Source organism: Pelistega ratti, from assembly GCF_009833965.1.
Taxonomy (GTDB): Bacteria; Pseudomonadota; Gammaproteobacteria; order Burkholderiales; family Burkholderiaceae_B; genus Taylorella; species Taylorella ratti.
The window spans coordinates 556600-581285 of sequence record NZ_CP047165.1 but is presented as its reverse complement, the minus strand read 5'-3'; the positions used below and the strand labels follow the sequence as shown (position 1 = coordinate 581285).

3 protein-coding genes are annotated in these 24686 nt (G+C 43.4%); all 3 read left to right on the top strand.

Translation table 11 applies throughout. From position 1 onward, the window contains the following. Window positions 1-8 precede the first annotated feature (8 nt). The 3 genes from F9B76_RS02385 to F9B76_RS02375 all read left to right on the top strand — a co-directional run bounded on the left by F9B76_RS02385 (window position 9) and on the right by F9B76_RS02375 (window position 24563). Window positions 9-7010, top strand: a complete 7002-nt coding sequence (locus F9B76_RS02385; protein WP_159990651.1) for a hypothetical protein — start codon at window positions 9-11, stop codon at window positions 7008-7010. A 1244-nt stretch (window positions 7011-8254) separates the two neighbouring features. Beyond that, window positions 8255-9142 (top strand): OmpA family protein, encoded by an 888-nt coding sequence (locus tag F9B76_RS02380; RefSeq protein ID WP_159990650.1) that lies wholly within the window; start codon window positions 8255-8257, stop codon window positions 9140-9142. A gap of 25 nt (window positions 9143-9167) precedes the next feature. After that, the gene (locus F9B76_RS02375) at window positions 9168-24563 is read left to right on the top strand and encodes an Ig-like domain-containing protein (RefSeq protein WP_159990649.1); all 15396 of its coding nucleotides are present in this window, start codon (window positions 9168-9170) and stop codon (window positions 24561-24563) included. Window positions 24564-24686: the final 123 nt, after the last annotated feature.

Sequence of the window (24686 nt, the reverse complement as noted above, 5' to 3'; positions counted from 1 at the left end):
TAAATATTATGTCAGTAACATTAAAAGTATTAAGTGCTAAGAAAGTCATTGCTAACCACAACATTAATCAAGGTGAAGTATTAGTGATTGATGCCAGAGCCAATTCAAACTATCAACTCATTGATGATGCAACTGGTTTTGGCCCACAAAATATTATTGCTAAACGTGAAGGGAAAGACCTAAAAATCTTTTTAGAAGATGGTAATTTGAATGCGGATATTGTTATCCAAGGTTATTACGGTGATGACCAAAATGAAGAGGTAAGTAATCTCTTAGTGGGTCAACATGAGAATGGTAATATTTATGCGTATGTTCCCGAGTCAGGTGAAAAACTTGATGCGGTGAGTATGCTAGCAGATGAAGTAGCTGCGCCACAAGCATTGGGCGGTGAAGACCTAGGCAGTGCATTTTGGGCATTTAACCCATGGTGGTTACTAGCTTTAGTGCCAATCGCTGGTATTATTGCCGCAGCGAGCAGTGGTGGTAGCGGTGGCAGTGGTGGCAGTGGTAATAATAATACTGATACTACAGCGGATAAACCAGAAATTACTGCTAATAATGATGGTTCTGTTACTGTTAAACCCGGTGCAGATAATACCAAAGTGGATGTCACCTTTAAAGGTGAAGATGGTACCGATAAGACCGTAACGGCTGAAAAAGGCTCAGACGGTAAATGGACGATTCCTGATGCAGGCGATACTGGAGCGACTGTTAATCCCGATACAGGTGAGATTACCATTCCTGCTACGTCAGTGAAAGATGGTGAGCCTGTAAATGCAAAAGGTACGGATGATAAAGGTAATACAGCTGATGCAGAGGCAGTTCCTGCAGGTAATAATCCAGATACCAAAATACCAGGCGATAGCAATGGTGATGGTAAGGTAGATGGTGATGACGATTCTACAAATAATGTAACCTTACCAAACGGAAAAGAAATCCCTCGTAATACCGATGGTGCCCCAAATATCGTGTTTGGTGAAGATGAAAACTCTGACGGTTACATCAATGCTAAAGAAATTATTGGAAAAGATGATAAAGATACAACCCCTGTCTATATCACGATTCCTGATAAGACAGAAGTGGGCGACATTTTAGTAGTGATAGTTAATGGTCAAGAACAATCTATTCCTGTTACTCCTGAAATGATTGAAAAAGGCTTTACACAGGTAGATGTTCCTGTAACAGGTGACGGTAAGATTGAAGTAACGGCAAAAGTTACCGATCCTGCTGGCCAATCTTCTAACGAAGGGAAGGAAAGTGTAGAAGTGGATACTGGTGTACCAGGCGATACCGATGGAGATGGCACACCAAGTAATGGCGATGATAGTAAAGATAAAGTTGATGTACCAGTTATTGATAATGATGGTAATGAAAGCACTATCAAAGTAGATAAAAATAATAATGGTGCGCCAAATATTATTTTCACCGAAGATCGTAATGGTGACGATTTCTTGAATAAGACAGAAATTGGTGATGATAATAGTACACCAGTACAAATTACCATTCCTGATAATACAAAAGCAGGTGATACACTAGTAGTAACAGTTAATGGTCAAGAACAATCTATCCCTGTAACGGATGAAATGATTAATAAAGGCTATACAACTGTTCCTGTAGAAGTGACTAAAGATGGTGATATTACCGTTACAGCAAAAGTCGTTGATAAAGCAGGTAATGAATCGGCAACAGCAACAGAAAAAGTGACTGTAGATATTACATCACCAGCAGCGCCAACGGTTACACCGAGTGAAACCAATGGTTCAGTAGAAGTGACACCGCCAACAGAGGCGGATACGGCAAAAGTGGAAATCACTTATACGGATGAAAATGACCAACCACAAACAATCACCGTAACCAAAGGTGATGATGGTCAATGGAAAGCAGACGGTGATGTACCAAATGGTACGGTAGTCGATCCTGCTACGGGTAAAGTGACTATCCCACAAGATAATGTGAAAGATGGTTCGGAAGTGGTCGCAAAAGCAACAGATACCACAGGTAATACCGGTGATGAAGGTAAAGGCGATGCAGGCCCTGATAGTAAAGATGCCGCTGTTGATAATACTAATGGTGATGGTGTTGTATCTACTACACCGGCAGATGAAGGTCAAAATATCGTTACAACGGTTAAATTAACCAACAATAACGGTGTTGATAACTTACCGTTCAGCTTGCCGAGTGGTACAGAGAATGGTCAACTAGGTGAAAGTGACTTTGCGGATAAATCAGAGTTTGTGTTCAGTAATGGTGTGACGCAAAACCCAGACGGTACCTTAAATGTCCCAGCCGGTGTAACAGAATTTACCATTACCACCCCAGTGAAAGCAGACGCGACTACCGAAGGTGCTGAAAAAGGTAAATTCACTGTAGGTGGTGTTGAGGGTAATGAAGTAACCGTAAATGATACGTCAGCTACACCAGCAGATCCTGCCGATGCGCCAACAGTGACACCAAGCACAACAGACGGTTCAGTAACGGTTAAACCGGGTGATGACAATACGAAAGTTGTGGTTGAGTTCAAAGATGAAGACGGTAACCCAGTTACAGTAACATTGACGAAACAACCGGATGGTACTTGGACAAGTGATAATCCTACTTATACACCGAGTGCAGATGGTTCAATCACTATCCCACAAGATAATGTGAAAGATGGTTCGGAAGTGGTCGCAAAAGCAACAGATACCACAGGTAATACCGGTGATGAAGGTAAAGGCGATGCAGGCCCTGATAGTAAAGATGCAGCTGTTGATAATACTAATGGTGATGGTGTTGTATCTACTACACCGGCAGATGAAGGTCAAAATATCGTTACAACGGTTAAATTAACCAATAATAACGGTGTTGATAACCTACCATTTAGCTTACCAAATGGTACTGCAACCGGTGAGTTAGGTGAAAATGACTTTGATAAACCGACTTTCAGCAATGGTGTTACTCAAAACCCAGATGGTACCTTAAATGTTCCAGCTGGTGTGACAGAATTTACGATTACGACACCAGTGAAAGCGGATAAAACCACTGAAGGCGAAGAAAAAGGTAAATTCACTGTAGGTAATGTTGAGGGTAATGAAGTAACCGTAAATGATACGTCAGCTACACCAGCAGATCCTGCCGATGCGCCAACAGTGACACCAAGCACAACAGACGGTTCAGTAACGGTTAAACCGGGTGATGACAATACGAAAGTTGTGGTTGAGTTCAAAAATGAAGACGGTAACCCAGTTACAGTAACATTGACGAAACAACCGGATGGTACTTGGACAAGTGATAATCCTACTTATACACCGAGTGCAGATGGTTCAATCACTATCCCACAAGATAATGTGAAAGATGGTGAACCTGTTAAAGCAACAGGTACCAATGATGCTGGTGAGAGTGCAGACGACTCGAAAAATGCAGGCCCTGATAGTAAAGATGCCGCTGTTGATAATACTAATGGTGATGGTGTTGTATCTACTACACCGGCAGATGAAGGTCAAAATATCGTTACAACGGTTAAATTAACCAACAATAACGGTGTTGCTAGCTTAGCGTTCAGCTTGCCGAGTGGTACAGAGAATGGTCAACTAGGTGAAAGTGACTTTGCGGATAAATCAGAGTTTGAGTTCAGTAATGGTGTGACGCAAAACCCAGACGGTACCTTAAGTGTCCCAGCCGGTGTAACAGAGTTCACAATTACGACTCCAGTGAAAGCAGATGCGACTACCGAAGGTGCTGAAAAAGGTAAATTCACTGTAGGTGGTGTTGAAGGTAATGAAGTGACCGTAAATGATACCTCAGCAACCCCAGTAGAGCCAGCCGATGCGCCAGTGGTAACACCAAGCACAACCGATGGTTCAGTCACCGTTAAACCGGGTGATGACAATACAAAAGTTGTGGTTGAGTTCAAAGATGAAGACGGTAACCCAGTTACAGTAACATTGACGAAACAACCGGATGGTACTTGGACAAGTGATAATTCTGCTTATACACCAGAAGCCGATGGTTCTATCACAATTCCACAAGATAATGTGAAAGATGGAGAACCCGTTAAAGCAACAGGTACCAATGATGCTGGTGAGAGTGCAGACGACTCGAAAAATGCAGGCCCTGATAGTAAAGATGCCGCTGTTGATAATACTAATGGTGATGGTGTTGTATCTACTACACCGGCAGATGAAGGTCAAAATATCGTTACAACCGTTAAATTAACCAACAATAACGGTGTTGCTAGCTTACCGTTCAGCTTGCCGAGTGGTACAGAGAATGGTCAACTAGGTGAAAGTGACTTTGCGGATAAATCAGAGTTTGAGTTCAGTAATGGTGTGACGCAAAACTCAGACGGTACCTTAAATGTCCCAGCCGGTGTAACAGAGTTCACAATTACGACACCAGTGAAAGCAGATGCGACTACCGAAGGTGCTGAAAAAGGTAAATTCACTGTAGGTGGTGTTGAGGGTAATGAAGTAACCGTAAATGATACTTCTTTAGCACCACAAAATGCACAAATTGATATTACGCAGATTGCCGGAGATAGCCAAGCAGCTGATGTGACAGATGATGGCACAAGTGCAGGTGATGTTTATGCACAAATTAGCCCAGCAGAAGCTGCAGGTGGTTTCTTAATCAGTGGTACAAGTAAAGATATCACAGGTGAGATTACTGTTACTATCGCAGAGAAAGGTAGCAATGCCGTTGTGACTAAGACAGTAACACCTAAAGAAGATGGTACTTGGAGTGTTAATATTGAAGCTGATGCTTTAACTGGATACGATACAACAAAAGAGTATGAGGTAAAAGCAACGGGTTCATCTGCTGATGGTACAGCAGTAGAAGATATTGACTTAACTGCATCAACACCACAAGTGACGGCGATTAAATTAAAAGATAATTTAACTGATGAACCGCTTGTTGATGGAACATACGAATACACTAACTACTACGCAGATGGTGATGCTAAGTATGTTGGTGATGTTACTAACGCAAATGATTTATCTTCTGCGAATAGTTTAGCCACTGGTTTAACTAATGATAAAGCGGCAGTATTAGAGTTTACGCTTGATAAAGCACCAACAGCTGGTCAGGAAGTAAAAGTATATCGTTACACGCTATCTGAAAGTTCAGATGCAGCGAATCCATACACTACTCATGGTAAAACAGAGGTAATAGGTGATATGGTTGCTTCGGCTGATGGATTAACTTATACCGTTACGCCAAAAGGCGATAATGTATTAAGTGATACTTATAGCCAAAACTATCGCTATGAAGTCGTAGTGAGAGATAAAAATGGTGAAGATCTTTCTACGGGTAGCAAAGGCACATTTAATTTCCGCCTTGATACTTTGGTAGAGCAAATGTCGGTAGAAAAATTTGATATTACTACTGGTGAAGTTATCTTTGCTCCTACTGGTTTATCTGAAGTTGGTGCAACTATTGAGTATCGCTATGCAACAGGTACAGGTACAAGTGGCTGGGATACGGTAACGGCAGGCGCAGATGGTAAATATAGCCTGCAGTTAAATAACTTTAACCGTAAAGTCCCTGGGGCACTAGAATTACGTATTACTGATGCGGCGGGTAACGTTTCTGAAACTAAAGTCAGTGTATTGCGTAACTTGTTTGCTAATATGAACAAGGAAATCGGTCCAGATCCAAGTAAAGGATATGCTATTGCTCAGGATGGTGGGTTTGATGATAGTGTAGTCACTGGATTAGGTAATTTGAGGCAGCTTACGGAGAATGGAGATAAAGGTGGTTTTGTTACGACAGATGGTAATGATACTGTTATTGTTGGATTAGACTATCAGTCATTTGGTAGTATGGGGTTGCATAATGGTTCATTTGGTGCATCAGCTAATGATAGATTTAATTTTGATGCAGGTGCTGGTGATGATAGTATTCAATTCCGTGGGACGGCTCAATCAATGCATAATGGTAAAATTGCAATGGGAGCAGGTAATGACAGAGTTTCTATTGCTGGTGGATTAGTTACTGGTATTTACACCTTTGATCTTGGACAAAAAGAGGATGTTGCAGGCAATACCAATATCTTATATGTCGGTGGAAATACTGCGAATGCTGCTACGCATAATTTCTACGGTGGTGCTGGTAACGATACTATTCGTATTGATGGTAATTTCGATGGTAACAAAACAGTTCACCTAGGTGAGGGTAATAACGAATTACGAGTCGGTTACGGCACAGAAGGCGGTGTGGATCTTAAGATGAAAATTGACTTCATCTCAGGTTCAGGTGATGACACTATTTCTGTAAAAGGAAGTATTAATACGATTGCAGGACAAACCCAAACCTTTAATTTAGGTGATGGTGATAACTTTATCGAAGTAGGTAAAGATGTTGATACTGATGGCATATTCACTTTTGGTAGTGGTGTTGATACAGTCAATATTAAAGATACTTTGAAAGGGGGAATATTTACCTTTGGTGCTGGAAATGATAGCCTAACAGTAGGATCTATTCTGAAATCTGCTGCTGATAATGTGAAAATTGATATGGGAGAAGGTGATGATACCATAACCATTACTGGAACTAGAGTTAATACTGGCTCTGGTGCAATCAATGGTGGAGAGGGTAATGATACCATCTTCTTACATGGTACTGATCTTTCACTAGATATGAGCCAAGTGCTAAATGTTGAAACCATTGATATGCGTGCAGTAACCGGTGGTACTGGTAATCAGAAAGTTGCCTTAATGTTAGAAGATCTTCAACGTAGCGGTGATACTATTACAAAACTTTATATTAAAGGTGATGCAGGTGATACTGTTGACTTTGGTAATAATGATGGTAATGGTAATGATAACGGTGCTAGAGATGGTGCTAATGGTAAGGAATATCGTGATAGTCGCGGTACAAATCTTACCGAAAAAGGCAATTGGAATGTCTGGGAAAAAACAGGTTCAGATATTGTAGAAAACGGTGTAGTATATGATAAATATACTTACAAAGGCGCTACAGGTGAAGTAAATAATGAAGAGGTCTATATCCAACAAGGTATCCAAATCATCTAATTACTTAATTTTTTAACTTAACCTAATCAAATCCCCTGTCCTGGTAACAAGATGGGGGATTTTTTATATAGAAAGTTAGCCTTAGCTATATGATTAAATTGTTTTAGGTATTTATTCCAAATTATCTATAAAATACAATATCTATTTACTAAGCAATATATCCGTTGTAATAGGAGGGGAGAAACTAAGCCATAGCTTATAGTTATCCTTTATATACTACTGAAAGTAGGTAAAGGGGGGGGTGAATTTTGGGTAAGCAGTTGCTTTTAAGTATTAAATACCTTTTACGCATATAAACAGTATATGTATAGGTGAAAGATAATACGGTATTTTTACATCAACAGCCCATGCCTTAGAAAATATGTTATTTTATGTTGAATAGTTTATTATTATCATTTAAACACTAAATATAAATTTTAAGATTAAAAAGAGGATCACAAATAAGCTTATATGCTTGATTTATAAAACCCTATTAAAGAAGACAATAGGATTAATCATATTCTAAAAATATCTATAAACTATTTCTTTGAATAATCATAGCTTAGAAATAAATCTTTCTTTTTATATAAAAGTAAATAAATTTTAATGAATTTTTATCTTTTCCCTTATATACTAATCTCCCTTTTATAAAACTCTTATTAACTAACTAATTGAATTTACATAACTATTTGTAATAATAAAGTCATATTAATAGAAAATAAGTTATTTTGTTGTAAATAAACTAGACAAATTTATCCTACTAACTGTTTTTATTTGTAAAATGATACATTTTAAAATATAATGCTTTTAAATTTATAAGAGATATAGCAAAAAGTAGTAGTATTGATAGAGAATTTAAGTGAATAATACAAGCAAATACTTAACTTTTAACTGATGTAGATGAAAGAACAAAACAAAGGAGATTGTGAATCGTCTTTGTTTTGTTCTTTTTTTATAGATGTACCGTTATTGGATTACCAATTATCTGTAACGGTATGTTGATGTACGAAATTATTCATATGTGAGATGTCTTTTATTAAAGAAATATAAGTTATTTTTTTAATAATAGTTCATATGGACAATGCAAATTAATAGATATTCCAAAGAAATAAAGAGCTGGCTATTGTTAGGTTTATCACAATAGCGTGAAGCGTTATTTCTTTTTGTTTATTTATTGAAATGGCTCTTAATTTCTCAAATTGGGTTTAATAAATCCTAATTTGAAAAATTGGGAAGAGATAAATTTATACACGGAGAAATTTAATATGAAAAAAAGCCTACTTAGCGTGGCATTATTAGTAGCATTAAGTGCTTGCACAACGTCAAAAGAGTTAGGGCAACCACTTGAAAAGTGGCATAACTTTACCTCATCATCAGTAAGTACACCACAGCTTGAAGAAAACCAATCCCAAATCGTGTTCTTCCGTCAAGATGATATTCAAGGTCCAGCGGTGAATGTTTACATTAATGGTAATTACCAAGCCTCTTTATTACCGAATGCTTTTACACCTGTAACGGTTTGCGCTGCTAAAACATTGATAAGCTCATCTTTTAGTACAAATGCAGCGTTTGGTAATCGCACACATGGGGTGAACTACACCCTACCAGTAGGACAAACGACTTTTGTTAAAGTCATTCAAGATCAACGCGGTCAATTGACATTTGTACGTGTTAATGAGCAAGAAGCACAAATGGTGATTAGCCAATTACCCAAAGAAAATCAAACCCTATCACGTGTACCAGCCCCTGAGCAGTGTGGTGAGCCTGTGTTAGCCAATGCCGAATTAGATGCCAGTGCCTTATTTGCCTTTAATAAAGCAGGCTATAACGACATTCTTCCTAACGGAAAACAAGAAATTATTAGCTTTGCACGAGGGATTGCCTCATTAAGTGGGGTGAGTAAATTAGTTGTTAGTGGTCATACCGATCCAGAGGGTTCAGTCGCGTATAACCAACGTTTATCACAACAACGTGCCGAAACGGTTAAAGCAGCTTTAGTCAATGCAGGCGTTGGCTTACCAATTGAAGCGGTGGGTTATGGCAAAAGCCAACCAGTGGTAACACATTGCGGTGCATTAACAGGAAAAGCAAAACAAGTATGTAACCAGCCAAATCGCCGTGTTGAAATCACTGTTTACGGTCAACAACAGTAATTGTATCGATTAAGGAATAAACATTATGTCAGTAACATTAAAAGTATTAAGTGCCAAGAAAGTCATTGCTAACCACAACATTAATCAAGGTGAAGTATTAGTGATTGATGCCAGAGCCAATTCAAACTATCAACTCATTGATGATGCAACTGGTTTTGGTCCACAAAATATTATCGCAAAAAGATCTGGAAAAGATTTACAAATCTTTTTAGAAGATGGCAATTTGAATGCGGATATTGTTATCCAAGGTTATTACGGTGATGACCAAAATGAAGAGGTAAGTAATCTCTTAGTGGGTCAACATGAGAATGGTAATATTTATGCGTATGTTCCCGAGTCAGGTGAAAAACTTGATGCGGTGAGTATGCTAGCAGATGAAGTAGCTGCGCCACAAGCATTGGGTGGTGAAGAATTAAGTTCTGCATTCTGGGCATTTAACCCATGGTGGTTATTAGCATTAGTACCGATAGCAGGGATTGCCATTGCTGCAGGTAGCGGTGGTAATGGTGGCGGCGGTAAAGGTAGCCCAGCTGATACGACACCACCATCTAAACCTGATGTAGAAGCGAAAGACGATGGTTCAGTCGTGGTAACACCAAAAGACGATTCAACTAAAACTACCGTGGATTACACGAAAGAAGATGGTACAAAAGAAACGTTAGTGGTGGAAAAAGATCCAACTACTGGTAAATGGGTTGATCCAAATCCGAATGACAATATTACGGTAAATCCTGATACTGGTATCATTATTATCCCTGAAAATAATATCAAAGGCGGTACTGATGTGACGGCGAAAACCGAAGACACATCAGGGAATAAGTCTGACCCAACCACAGTAGAAGCTAAAGATACGGATGCACCATCAGCCCCAGACGTGGAAGCCAAAGACGATGGTTCTGTGGTCGTGACACCAAAAGACGATGCGACCAAAACCACCGTGGATTATACCGATGAAGATGGTAAACCAAGCAAAGTCGTGGCAGAGAAAGATCCAGAAACGGGTAAATGGGAAATCAAAGAGAAACCAGAAGGTAGCAATCCAACGATTGATCCAGAGACTGGGGTCATTACTATCCCTGAAAATAATATTAAAGGCGGTACCGATGTGACCGCGAAGACAGAAGACCCAACGGGGAATGAGTCTGAGCCGACCACCGAAAAAGCTAAAGATACCGACAAACCACCAGCCCCAGATGTGGAAGCCAAAGACGATGGTTCTGTGGTCGTGACACCAAAAGATGATGCAAGCAAAACCACCGTGGATTATACCGATGAAGACGGTAAACCAAGCAAAGTCGTGGCAGAGAAAGATCCAGAGACCGGAAAATGGGAAATCACCGAGAAACCAGAAGGTAGCAATCCAACCATTGATCCAGAGACTGGGGTGATTACCATTCCTGAAAATAATATCAAAGGCGGTACCGATGTGACGGCGAAAACCGAAGACCCATCAGGGAACAAGTCTGACCCAACCACGGTAGAAGCCAAAGATACGGATGCACCATCAGCCCCAAACGTGGAAGCCAAAGACGATGGTTCTGTGGTTGTGACACCAAAAGACGATGCAAGCAAAACCACGGTGGATTACACGAAAGAAGACGGTAAACCAGAAACGTTAGTAGTGGAAAAAGATCCAACTACTGGTAAATGGGTTGATCCAAATCCAAATGATAATATTACGGTGGATCCTGAGACTGGGGTGATTACCATTCCTGAAAATAATATTAAAGGTGGTACCGATGTGACGGCGAAAACCGAAGACCCATCAGGGAATAAGTCTGACCCAACGACGGTTGAAACAAAAGATACTGATAATCTACCAAAAGTTGATGTTCCTGAAAATAGTAATGGCGGTATCAATGCAGAAGAACTGAAAGACGGTGTTCAAGTTGAAGTCACACCACCGAAAAATAACACAAAACCAGGTGATAAAGTTGTTGTTGAGTTGAAAGATAAAGATGGCAATCCAGTGGTTGATCCAGATACAAATGAGCCAGTGAAAGTGGAGAAAGAAATCCCAGAAGGCTGGACACCTGGTACACCGATTGAAGTGACGATCCCGAAAGATAAATTACCGACAGACGATGATGGTAAAGTGAAAGACGGTGATTATACCGTGGTTGGTAAAGTTGAAGATCCAGAGGGTAATGTGTCGAAAGAAACTGATGCACCGATTAGCATTGACACGAAAGTCCCGGGCGATACGGACGGTAATGGTGAAGTTGACGATAAAGATGACAGCACCAAAGATGTCACATTACCTATTGATAAAGATAATGATGGTAATAATGACACCGTACCGGCTAATACAGACGGCGCACCAAACATTGTCTTTGGTGAAGATAAAAATAGCGATGGCAAATTAAGCGGTAAAGAAGTAGGTGATGATAATAGCACGCCAGTCTTTATTACTATTCCTGATGGTACAGAGAAAGGCGACACATTAGTTGTAACGATTAATGGTGTTCCTAAAAAAGTACCGGTTACCGAAGAGATGTTAGAGAAGGGTTATCATCAAGAAGATGTTCCTGTGATAGCGGATACTACCGCTATTACTGTTACAGCGAAAGTAAAAGATCCAGCAGGTAACGAATCGAAAGAAGGTAGCGAATCCGTTACGGTTGACACGACAGCTCCATCAGCGCCGAAAGAGGTAGCCATTGGTAATGGTGATGATTACATTACCAAAGATGAAATCACGGACGGCAAAGTGCCTGTAAACGTAGGTTTACCAGACGATGCCAAAGTAGGTGATAAAGTGGTGGTAACGCCAGAGAAAGGCGAACCGGTTGAGAAAGTCTTAACAAAAGACGATATTGATAATGGCAAAGCAACCGTTGAAGTACCGGCACCAAATGAAGGTGAGAAACTGAAAGTGGACGCGAAAGTGGTGGATGAAGCAGGTAACGAAGGTTTACCGAAATCAGACGAAGCGACACGTGACACCAAAGTCCCGGGCGACAAAGACAACAACGGTGAAGCGGATGAAGACGGTAAACCGGTCGTGGCTATCCAAGACGGCGGTGACGAGAAATTAAACGACACCGAGGTGACGGACGGTCAAGCGAAAGCGACCATTACCTTCCCAGCGGATGCCGGTTATGAAGCGGGTGATACCTTAACGGTGACCAACCCAGATGGTACAACGCAGACCTTTACCTTAACGGCAGATGAAATTGCGAACGGAAAAGAAGTGAGCTTCCCAGTCGTGGAAGGTCAAGAGAATGTCGTGAAAGCGAAAGTAACAGACCCTGCGGGCAACAGCTCGTTAGAGGGAGAAGACCGTGCGACCGTAGATACCAAAGCACCAAGTAAGCCGACCTCGGTTGAGATTGGTAATGGTGACGACTTTATTACCCCATCAGAAGTGAAGGACGGCAAAGTGCCTGTAAACGTAGGTTTACCAGACGATGCCAAAGTAGGTGATAAAGTCGTTGTAACCCCAGAAAATGGCGAACCAGTCGAGAAAGTCTTAACAAAAGACGATATTGATAATGGCAAAGCAACCGTTGAAGTACCGGCACCAAATGAAGGTGAGAAACTGAAAGTGGACGCGAAAGTGGTGGATGAAGCAGGTAACGAAGGTTTACCGAAATCAGACGAAGCGACACGTGACACCAAAGTCCCGGGCGACAAAGACAACAACGGTGAAACAGATGAAGACGGTAAACCGGTCGTGACCATCCAAGACGGAGGTGACGAGAAATTAAACAGCACCGAGGTAACGGACGGTCAAGCGAAAGCGACCATTACCTTCCCGGTGGATGCCGGTTATGAAGCGGGTGATACCTTAACAGTGACCAACCCGGACGGCACAACGCAGACTTTCACGTTGACAGCAGATGAAATTGCGAACGGAAAAGAAGTGAGCTTCCCAGTCGTGGAAGGTCAAGAGAATGTCGTGAAAGCGAAAGTAACAGACCCTGCGGGCAACAGCTCGTTAGAGGGAGAAGACCGTGCGACCGTAGATACCAAAGCACCAAGTAAGCCGACCTCGGTTGAGATTGGCAATGGTGACGACTTTATTACTCCATCAGAAGTGAAGGACGGCAAAGTGCCTGTAAACGTAGGTTTACCAGACGATGCCAAAGTAGGTGATAAAGTCGTTGTAACCCCAGAAAATGGCGAACCAGTCGAGAAAGTCTTAACAAAAGACGATATTGATAATGGCAAAGCAACCGTTGAAGTACCGGCACCAAATGAAGGTGAAAAACTGAAAGTGGACGCGAAAGTGGTGGATGAAGCAGGCAACGAAGGTTTACCGAAATCAGATGAAGCGACGCGTGACACCAAAGTCCCGGGCGACAAAGACAACAACGGTGAAGCGGATGAAGACGGTAAACCGGTCGTGGCTATCCAAGACGGCGGTGACGAGAAATTAAACGACACCGAGGTGACGGACGGTCAAGCGAAAGCGACCATTACCTTCCCAGCGGATGCCGGTTATGAAGCGGGTGATACCTTAACGGTGACCAACCCAGATGGTACAACGCAGACCTTTACCTTAACGGCAGATGAAATTGCGAACGGAAAAGAAGTGAGCTTCCCAGTCGTGGAAGGTCAAGAGAATGTCGTGAAAGCGAAAGTAACAGACCCTGCGGGCAACAGCTCGTTAGAGGGAGAAGACCGTGCGACCGTAGATACCAAAGCACCAAGTAAGCCGACCTCGGTTGAGATTGGTAATGGTGACGACTTTATTACCCCATCAGAAGTGAAGGACGGCAAAGTGCCTGTAAACGTAGGTTTACCAGACGATGCCAAAGTAGGTGATAAAGTCGTTGTAACCCCAGAAAATGGCGAACCAGTCGAGAAAGTCTTAACAAAAGACGATATTGATAATGGCAAAGCAACCGTTGAAGTACCGGCACCAAATGAAGGTGAGAAACTGAAAGTGGACGCGAAAGTGGTGGATGAAGCAGGTAACGAAGGTTTACCGAAATCAGACGAAGCGACACGTGACACCAAAGTCCCGGGCGACAAAGACAACAACGGTGAAACAGATGAAGACGGTAAACCGGTCGTGACCATCCAAGACGGAGGTGACGAGAAATTAAACAGCACCGAGGTAACGGACGGTCAAGCGAAAGCGACCATTACCTTCCCGGTGGATGCCGGTTATGAAGCGGGTGATACCTTAACAGTGACCAACCCGGACGGCACAACGCAGACTTTCACGTTGACAGCAGATGAAATTGCGAACGGAAAAGAAGTGAGCTTCCCAGTCGTGGAAGGTCAAGAGAATGTCGTGAAAGCGAAAGTAACAGACCCTGCGGGCAACAGCTCGTTAGAGGGAGAAGACCGTGCGACCGTAGATACCAAAGCACCAAGTAAGCCGACCTCGGTTGAGATTGGCAATGGTGACGACTTTATTACTCCATCAGAAGTGAAGGACGGCAAAGTGCCTGTAAACGTAGGTTTACCAGACGATGCCAAAGTAGGTGATAAAGTCGTTGTAACCCCAGAAAATGGCGAACCAGTCGAGAAAGTCTTAACAAAAGACGATATTGATAATGGCAAAGCAACCGTTGAAGTACCGGCACCAAATGAAGGTGAAAAACTGAAAGTGGACGCGAAAGTGGTGGATGAAGCAGGCAACGAAGGTTTACCGAAATCAGATGAAGCGACGCGTGACACCAAAGTCCCGGGCGATACGGACGGTAATGGTGAAGTTGACGATAAAGATGACAGCACCAAAGATGTCACATTACCTATTGATAAAGATAATGATGGTAATAATGACACCGTACCGGCTAATACAGACGGCGCACCAAACATTGTCTTTGGTGAAGATAAAAATAGCGATGGCAAATTAAGCGGTAAAGAAGTAGGTGATGATAATAGCACGCCAGTCTTTATTACTATTCCTGATGGTACAGAGAAAGGCGACACATTAGTTGTAACGATTAATGGTGTTCCTAAAAAAGTACCGGTTACCGAAGAGATGTTAGAGAAGGGTTATCATCAAGAAGATGTTCCTGTGATAGCGGATACTACCGCTATTACTGTTACAGCGAAAGTAAAAGATCCAGCAGGTAACGAATCGAAAGAAGGTAGCGAATCCGTTACGGTTGACACGACAGCTCCATCAGCGCCGAAAGAGGTAGCCATTGGTAATGGTGATGATTACATTACCAAAGATGAAATCACGGACGGCAAAGTGCCTGTAAACGTAGGTTTACCAGACGATGCCAAAGTAGGTGATAAAGTCGTTGTAACCCCAGAAAATGGCGAACCAGTCGAGAAAGTCTTAACAAAAGACGATATTGATAATGGCAAAGCAACCGTTGAAGTACCGGCACCAAATGAAGGTGAGAAACTGAAAGTGGACGCGAAAGTGGTGGATGAAGCAGGTAACGAAGGTTTACCGAAATCAGACGAAGCGACACGTGACACCAAAGTCCCGGGCGACAAAGACAACAACGGTGAAGCGGATGAAGACGGTAAACCGGTCGTGGCTATCCAAGACGGTGGTGACGATAAATTAAACGACACCGAGGTGACGGACGGTCAAGCGAAAGCGACCATTACCTTCCCAGCGGATGCCGGTTATGAAGCGGGTGATACCTTAACGGTGACCAACCCAGATGGTACAACGCAGACCTTTACCTTAACGGCAGATGAAATTGCGAACGGAAAAGAAGTGAGCTTCCCAGTCGTGGAAGGTCAAGAGAATGTCGTGAAAGCGAAAGTAACAGACCCTGCGGGCAACAGCTCATTAGAGGGAGAAGACCGTGCGACCGTAGATACCAAAGCACCAAGTAAGCCGACCTCGGTTGAGATTGGCAATGGTGACGACTTTATTACTCCATCAGAAGTGAAGGACGGCAAAGTGCCTGTAAACGTAGGTTTACCAGACGATGCCAAAGTAGGTGATAAAGTCGTTGTAACCCCAGAAAATGGCGAACCAGTCGAGAAAGTCTTAACAAAAGACGATATTGATAATGGCAAAGCAACCGTTGAAGTACCGGCACCAAATGAAGGTGAAAAACTGAAAGTGGACGCGAAAGTGGTGGATGAAGCAGGCAACGAAGGTTTACCGAAATCAGATGAAGCGACGCGTGACACCAAAGTCCCGGGCGACAAAGACAACAACGGTGAAGCGGATGAAGACGGTAAACCGGTCGTGGCTATCCAAGACGGCGGTGACGAGAAATTAAACGACACCGAGGTGACGGACGGTCAAGCGAAAGCGACCATTACCTTCCCAGCGGATGCCGGTTATGAAGCGGGTGATACCTTAACGGTGACCAACCCAGATGGTACAACGCAGACCTTTACCTTAACGGCAGATGAAATTGCGAACGGAAAAGAAGTGAGCTTCCCAGTCGTGGAAGGTCAAGAGAATGTCGTGAAAGCGAAAGTAACAGACCCTGCGGGCAACAGCTCGTTAGAGGGAGAAGACCGTGCGACCGTAGATACCAAAGCACCAAGTAAGCCGACCTCGGTTGAGATTGGTAATGGTGACGACTTTATTACCCCATCAGAAGTGAAGGACGGCAAAGTGCCTGTAAACGTAGGTTTACCAGACGATGCCAAAGTAGGTGATAAAGTCGTTGTAACCCCAGAAAATGGCGAACCAGTCGAGAAAGTCTTAACAAAAGACGATATTGATAATGGCAAAGCAACCGTTGAAGTACCGGCACCAAATGAAGGTGAGAAACTGAAAGTGGACGCGAAAGTGGTGGATGAAGCAGGTAACGAAGGTTTACCGAAATCAGACGAAGCGACACGTGACACCAAAGTCCCGGGCGACAAAGACAACAACGGTGAAACAGATGAAGACGGTAAACCGGTCGTGACCATCCAAGACGGAGGTGACGAGAAATTAAACAGCACCGAGGTAACGGACGGTCAAGCGAAAGCGACCATTACCTTCCCGGTGGATGCCGGTTATGAAGCGGGTGATACCTTAACAGTGACCAACCCGGACGGCACAACGCAGACTTTCACGTTGACAGCAGATGAAATTGCGAACGGAAAAGAAGTGAGCTTCCCAGTCGTGGAAGGTCAAGAGAATGTCGTGAAAGCGAAAGTAACAGACCCTGCGGGCAACAGCTCGTTAGAGGGAGAAGACCGTGCGACCGTAGATACCAAAGCACCAAGTAAGCCGACCTCGGTTGAGATTGGCAATGGTGACGACTTTATTACTCCATCAGAAGTGAAGGACGGCAAAGTGCCTGTAAACGTAGGTTTACCAGACGATGCCAAAGTAGGTGATAAAGTGGTGGTAACGCCAGAGAAAGGCGAACCGGTTGAGAAAGTCTTAACAAAAGACGATATTGATAATGGCAAAGCAACCGTTGAAGTACCGGCACCAAATGAAGGTGAGAAACTGAAAGTGGACGCGAAAGTGGTGGATGAAGCAGGTAACGAAGGTTTACCGAAATCAGATGAAGCGACGCGTGACACCAAAGTCCCGGGCGATACGGACGGTAATGGTGAAGTTGACGATAAAGATGACAGCACCAAAGATGTCACATTACCTATTGATAAAGATAATGATGGTAATAATGACACCGTACCGGCTAATACAGACGGCGCACCAAACATTGTCTTTGGTGAAGATAAAAATAGCGATGGCAAATTAAGCGGTAAAGAAGTAGGTGATGATAATAGCACGCCAGTCTTTATTACTATTCCTGATGGTACAGAGAAAGGCGACACATTAGTTGTAACGATTAATGGTGTTCCTAAAAAAGTACCGGTTACCGAAGAGATGTTAGAGAAGGGTTATCATCAAGAAGATGTTCCTGTGATAGCGGATACTACCGCTATTACTGTTACAGCGAAAGTAAAAGATCCAGCAGGTAACGAATCGAAAGAAGGTAGCGAATCCGTTACGGTTGACACGACAGCTCCATCAGCGCCGAAAGAGGTAGCCATTGGTAATGGTGATGATTACATTACCAAAGATGAAATCACGGACGGCAAAGTGCCTGTAAACGTAGGTTTACCAGACGATGCCAAAGTAGGTGATAAAGTCGTTGTAACCCCAGAAAATGGCGAACCAGTCGAGAAAGTCTTAACAAAAGACGATATTGATAATGGCAAAGCAACCGTTGAAGTACCGGCACCAAATGAAGGTGAGAAACTGAAAGTGGACGCGAAAGTGGTGGATGAAGCAGGTAACGAAGGTTTACCGAAATCAGATGAAGCGACACGTGACACCAAAGTCCCGGGCGACAAAGACAACAACGGTGAAGCGGATGAAGACGGTAAACCGGTCGTGACTATCCAAGACGGTGGTGACGATAAATTAAACGACACCGAGGTGACGGACGGTCAAGCGAAAGCGACCATTACCTTCCCAGCGGATGCCGGTTATGAAGCGGGTGATACCTTAACGGTGACCAACCCAGATGGTACAACGCAGACCTTTACCTTAACGGCAGATGAAATTGCGAACGGAAAAGAAGTGAGCTTCCCAGTCGTGGAAGGTCAAGAGAATGTCGTGAAAGCGAAAGTAACAGACCCTGCGGGCAACAGCTCGTTAGAGGGAGAAGACCGTGCGACCGTAGATACCAAAGCACCAAGTAAGCCGACCTCGGTTGAGATTGGCAATGGTGACGACTTTATTACTCCATCAGAAGTGAAGGACGGCAAAGTGCCTGTAAACGTAGGTTTACCAGACGATGCCAAAGTAGGTGATAAAGTGGTGGTAACGCCAGAGAAAGGCGAACCGGTTGAGAAAGTCTTAACAAAAGACGATATTGATAATGGCAAAGCAACCGTTGAAGTACCGGCACCAAATGAAGGTGAGAAACTGAAAGTGGACGCGAAAGTGGTGGATGAAGCAGGTAACGAAGGTTTACCGAAATCAGATGAAGCGACACGTGACACCAAAGTCCCGGGCGACAAAGACAACAACGGTGAAGCGGATGAAGACGGTAAACCGGTCGTGGCTATCCAAGACGGCGGTGACGAGAAATTAAACGACACCGAGGTGACGGACGGTCAAGCGAAAGCGACCATTACCTTCCCAGCGGATGCCGGTTATGAAGCGGGTGATACCTTAACGGTGACCAACCCAGATGGTACAACGCAGACCTTTACCTTAACGGCAGATGAAATTGCGAACGGAAAAGAAGTGAGCTTCCCAGTCGTGGAAGGTCAAGAGAATGTCGTGAAAGCGAAAGTAACAGACCCTGCGGGCAACAGCTCGTTAGAGGGAGAAGACCGTGCGACCGTAGATACCAAAGCACCAAGTAAGCCGACCTCGGTTGAGATTGGTAATGGTGACGACTTTATTACCCCATCAGAAGTGAAGGACGGCAAAGTGCCTGTAAACGTAGGTTTACCAGACGATGCCAAAGTAGGTGATAAAGTCGTTGTAACCCCAGAAAATGGCGAACCGGTTGAGAAAGTCTTAACAAAAGACGATATTGATAATGGCAAAGCAACCGTTGAAGTACCGGCACCAAATGAAGGTGAGAAACTGAAAGTGGACGCGAAAGTGGTGGATGAAGCAGGTAACGAAGGTTTACCGAAATCAGACGAAGCGACACGTGACACCAAAGTCCCGGGCGACAAAGACAACAACGGTGAAGCGGATGAAGACGGTAAACCGGTCGTGACTATCCAAGACGGTGGTGACGATAAATTAAACGACACCGAGGTGACGGACGGTCAAGCGAAAGCGACCATTACCTTCCCAGCGGATGCCGGTTATGAAGCGGGTGATACCTTAACGGTGACCAACCCAGATGGTACAACGCAGACCTTTACCTTAACGGCAGATGAAATTGCGAACGGAAAAGAAGTGAGCTTCCCAGTCGTGGAAGGTCAAGAGAATGTCGTGAAAGCGAAAGTAACAGACCCTGCGGGCAACAGCTCATTAGAGGGAGAAGACCGTGCGACCGTAGATACCAAAGCACCAAGTAAGCCGACCTCGGTTGAGATTGGCAATGGTGACGACTTTATTACTCCATCAGAAGTGAAGGACGGCAAAGTGCCTGTAAACGTAGGTTTACCAGACGATGCCAAAGTAGGTGATAAAGTGGTGGTAACGCCAGAGAAAGGCGAACCGGTTGAGAAAGTCTTAACAAAAGACGATATTGATAATGGCAAAGCAACCGTTGAAGTACCGGCACCAAATGAAGGTGAGAAACTGAAAGTGGACGCGAAAGTGGTGGATGAAGCAGGTAACGAAGGTTTACCGAAATCAGACGAAGCGACACGTGACACCAAAGTCCCGGGCGACAAAGACAACAACGGTGAAGCGGATGAAGACGGTAAACCGGTCGTGGCTATCCAAGACGGCGGTGACGAGAAATTAAACAGCACCGAGGTAACGGACGGTCAAGCGAAAGCGACCATTACCTTCCCGGTGGATGCCGGTTATGAAGCGGGTGATACCTTAACAGTGACCAACCCGGACGGCACAACGCAGACTTTCACGTTGACAGCAGATGAAATTGCGAACGGAAAAGAAGTGAGCTTCCCAGTCGTGGAAGGTCAAGAGAATGTCGTGAAAGCGAAAGTAACAGACCCTGCGGGCAACAGCTCGTTAGAGGGAGAAGACCGTGCGACCGTAGATACCAAAGCACCAAGTAAGCCGACCTCGGTTGAGATTGGCAATGGTGACGACTTTATTACTCCATCAGAAGTGAAGGACGGCAAAGTGCCGGTGACCGTAGGTTTACCAGACGATGCCAAAGTAGGTGATAAAGTCGTTGTAACCCCAGAAAATGGCGAACCGGTTGAGAAAGTCTTAACAAAAGACGATATTGATAATGGCAAAGCAACCGTTGAAGTACCGGCACCAAATGAAGGTGAGAAACTGAAAGTGAACGCGACAGTGAAAGACCCAGCCGGTAACGAAAGTACCCCTGTGCCTGATGAAGCGACTCGCGACACCACTGCACCAGACAGCTCAACCACAACAATTACCGTAGATACAGTTGCAGGCGATGATAATAAAGTTGATCCTGCGGAAGCGAAACAGGCTACACAAACTGTAACAGGTAACGTAACTGGTGAGTTTAAAGAAGGTGATGCGGTTGTAGTTAAAGTTGGTGATGAAGCGATCGGTAATGGCACGGTAAATACAGAAGGTACATTTAGCATTGACGTACCAACCGAAAAACTCGTCAATGCCACTGATAAGCAAGTAACTGCAACCGTTACGGCTACTGATGCAGCAGGCAACAAAGGTGACATCGTATCAGCACCAAAACCATACGAAGTTGGATCAGGTCGTTCTGCACCAACCGTAATCATTGGTACAAAAGAAGATTCACCTTATGGTGATAATGTGGAATACCTCACCAAAGATGAGATCACAACTACCGGTAGCGGTGAAAGTGCGGTTGAAAAAGTTAGCGTTAAAATCGCTATTCCTGCTGATGCACAAGCTGGCGATACCTTAACACTAACGACTAATACAGATACTGCGCCAATTACCTATACAGTACAAGCAGCCGATATTGGTCAAACCATTACGCAGTCTGTAACTGCCCCAGCAGATGGAGCAAAACTCAACGTGTCTGCGACCATAACCGCAGCAGATGATGCATCAGTGATGAGTACAGCAGGTAAAGCAGAAGCGACCCGAGATACCTCAGCAGCGATCGGTATTACCATTGGTGGACCTGACTACTTTAAAGAGCATTTAGACTCAGAAGATAATGGCGTTTATTTTTCAGTGTCGGTCTCTGAGGATTTACAGCAGATGTTCTCTGGCTCAAAAAGAGACTTGATTGATGATATTGAGCAAGAAATTTATTCAGGAGAAGTCAATAAAGAAGGCAAAATGCGCCTTACCTTTGATCTACCGAAGGATGCCAAAGTAGGGGAAACCTTAAGCTATGAAGTAAATAGTGGTGGTTTCAGAGAAGTTGGGTATGACGAGGATGATAACTACATTTTTGATGAGTTAAGTGAACCACATACTCTTGCAGAGTCTGGCAGTAAGGTTTTAGATGCAATAGATATTGCGAAAGGTTCGGTAGATGTCCTTGTAACGGCTCCTCGTACTGGTGGTAGAGCAATTGATGTAAAAGTGACTTTAACCGATGCACTGGGTAATGTCGGTGAAGCAACTGAATCTGCTGTAAGAAATCGTTTGGGTTATGCAGATACGAGTGCAGAGCTACCGGGTAATCCAGCAATACTTGAATTAAGTGTCAATGCTAACGACACCAAAGAAGTTAATGGTGAACAATTAGCAACGGCTTATGAAGGGCTTGTGGGAAGTCAACTCACTTATACCGTTAGTTTAAGTGAAGTGGCACAGAAAGACTACAAAGTCGCTATTCAATTAACAGGTGCAACAACCAATGAATACACCATTGAAGAAGGTGCAAATGCGAAGTGGTATCCAAACGGTATGACTACTAATGATGGTGCAAGAGTTGATCAGGAGGGATCTATTGTTGTCGTTACCGTATTCAGAGGGGAGGATTCTGCTCACTTTACTTTAACACCTAAGGAAGATAATACTACCGAAGGTACAGAAGTGATTGAAGCAAGGATTGCTAGAGCGGCATTTGAATTTGGTGAAGCGCAAGGCAAAACGGGTGGTAATGGTAATTTCTATGTACTAGGTGAGAATATCTCAACCAAGGCAGCTATTGCAGAAGTAGAACAAACACCTCCAACCGTGAGTATCACTGTTAAAGGTGATATTACGGAAGATGTACTGTATCCAGCAACGGAAGAAGATACACAAGCAAGTACAGGGCTAACCTATACTGTTAGTGTCGATCAACCGAAAGCAACCGATACGGTGGTGAAAGTAAAACTAACCGGTAAAGCCACAGCAGAGGATTATACGGTTACGGGTGAAAACATCATCAATCAACAAGAGGTAACAGAAACCATTGGTGAAGGTGATGAAACTAAAGACGTTACTTATAAAGTGATTGAGGTTAAAGTACCGGCAGGACAAACATCTGCAAGCTTTATCGTTAATCCAATTCGTGAAGAAGATAGTGATACCTTTAACTTTGAAGGATCTGAAACTGTTATCGCTACTATCCAAGCGAGTACGGATGACAAATATACCGTAGGGGCATTAGACAATGCCAATAATAGTGGAGAACGTGCGATTGGTTTAATTTTAGATGCAAACCCTGTGGCATTACCTCATTTAAATGGTGATATGTCACTGGCGTATGGTGAATCAGCCTCTCATTTAGAGAAAACCTACAACAAGACACTTGCCGTATCTAATACAGCAAAAACAGTGAGTACTGACTCTGGTAAAGATGGAGCTAAAGACTTTGGTGATGCCATTATTATGACCGACCGTGGCGATAAACTATACATCGGTTATTATTCAAATGCTGCAGCATCAAGTACAGCAGGTAATTTTGCTAACTGGGCCGATACGGGTAGCTCAAGAGAGAAAGCTGATGGTGATAAATCACTATCGACTATTGATACTGGTAAAGGTGATGATATTGTTAAGATTCGTGGTAAACAACTTTCTAAAACCAGACTTTATCTTGGTGAAGGTAATGATACCTACGAGTTAGGTGATGATTTTGCTGATACGAAAGACATCAAGGATGCGTATATTTTTGCTGAGGCAGGAGATGATACGATTAAAATTGGTACTCATTCAAATGGCTATCTCTATACCGGCAGTGGTAGCGATACAGTTACAGTAGGTGGTATTGCCAATGGTGATATTGATCTAGGTAGCGGTAGAACAATGCCAAGTACCTACCTACCAACTTACCAAGATGGTTCAGGTCGTAGCCTCGGTAATGATAACAATACCGATTTAGCGACACATGAGAATGTTTTAGTAATAACAGGTACTGGCACTATCGACACAATAGGTCATGGCTCAACTATTTACGGTGGTGCAGGTAAAGATATTATTTCTATTGAAAAAGGTTCGTATGTTGGCGATATGGATCTTGCTAATGGTGATAATAAGGTAACCATCAAGGATAACCTAGGTACTGCTGCTGATGGCGGTACGATTAAAACAGGTGATGGTAATGACCAAATTACCATTGAAGGTAATGTTGTCGGTAACAGTAAAATCGAAACTGGTGCTGGTAACGATACTGTAACCGTTGGTGGAGACTTTAATGGTACATTTAATGGCGGTGAAGGTAATGATACGCTTACTGTTACAGGTGCGGGCAGAACCATTAACTTCGCAAACATTCTAAATGTTGAAACCATTGATCTTAACGGCAGCGGTGCAAATACTTTAACGAATGTAAATGCCGCTAATGTAAATAAATCCGCAGATCCTATTTATATTAAAGGTGGTGCAGACGATAAAGTGAATATCGGTTATCAATTGACCCCTAATGGGTTAGGAGAAACTCTCATTTCAACTGCTGCCAAAACATGGTCGAAAGGGGCTACTGTTGAGAAAGATGGCATTAGCTACGACACATGGTCTCTAGGTGATGGCTCATCAACGATCTATATTCAACAAGGAGTCGAAGTCATTTAATGATTAAATAAAGCGATTCGACAATAGAGTGAATAAAGGGGGTGAATCTCATTCACCTCTTTTATAGCAAGATTGCTTATGCTGTTGTGATAAGCGGTCAAAAAAAGCAAGTCTTAACTTGTG

Coding starts and splice junctions, on each gene's coding strand:
- F9B76_RS02385 (WP_159990651.1), top strand. CDS start 9: ATGTCAGTAACATTAAAAGTATTAAGTGCTAAGAAAGTCATTGCTAAC.
- F9B76_RS02380 (WP_159990650.1), top strand. CDS start 8,255: ATGAAAAAAAGCCTACTTAGCGTGGCATTATTAGTAGCATTAAGTGCT.
- F9B76_RS02375 (WP_159990649.1), top strand. CDS start 9,168: ATGTCAGTAACATTAAAAGTATTAAGTGCCAAGAAAGTCATTGCTAAC.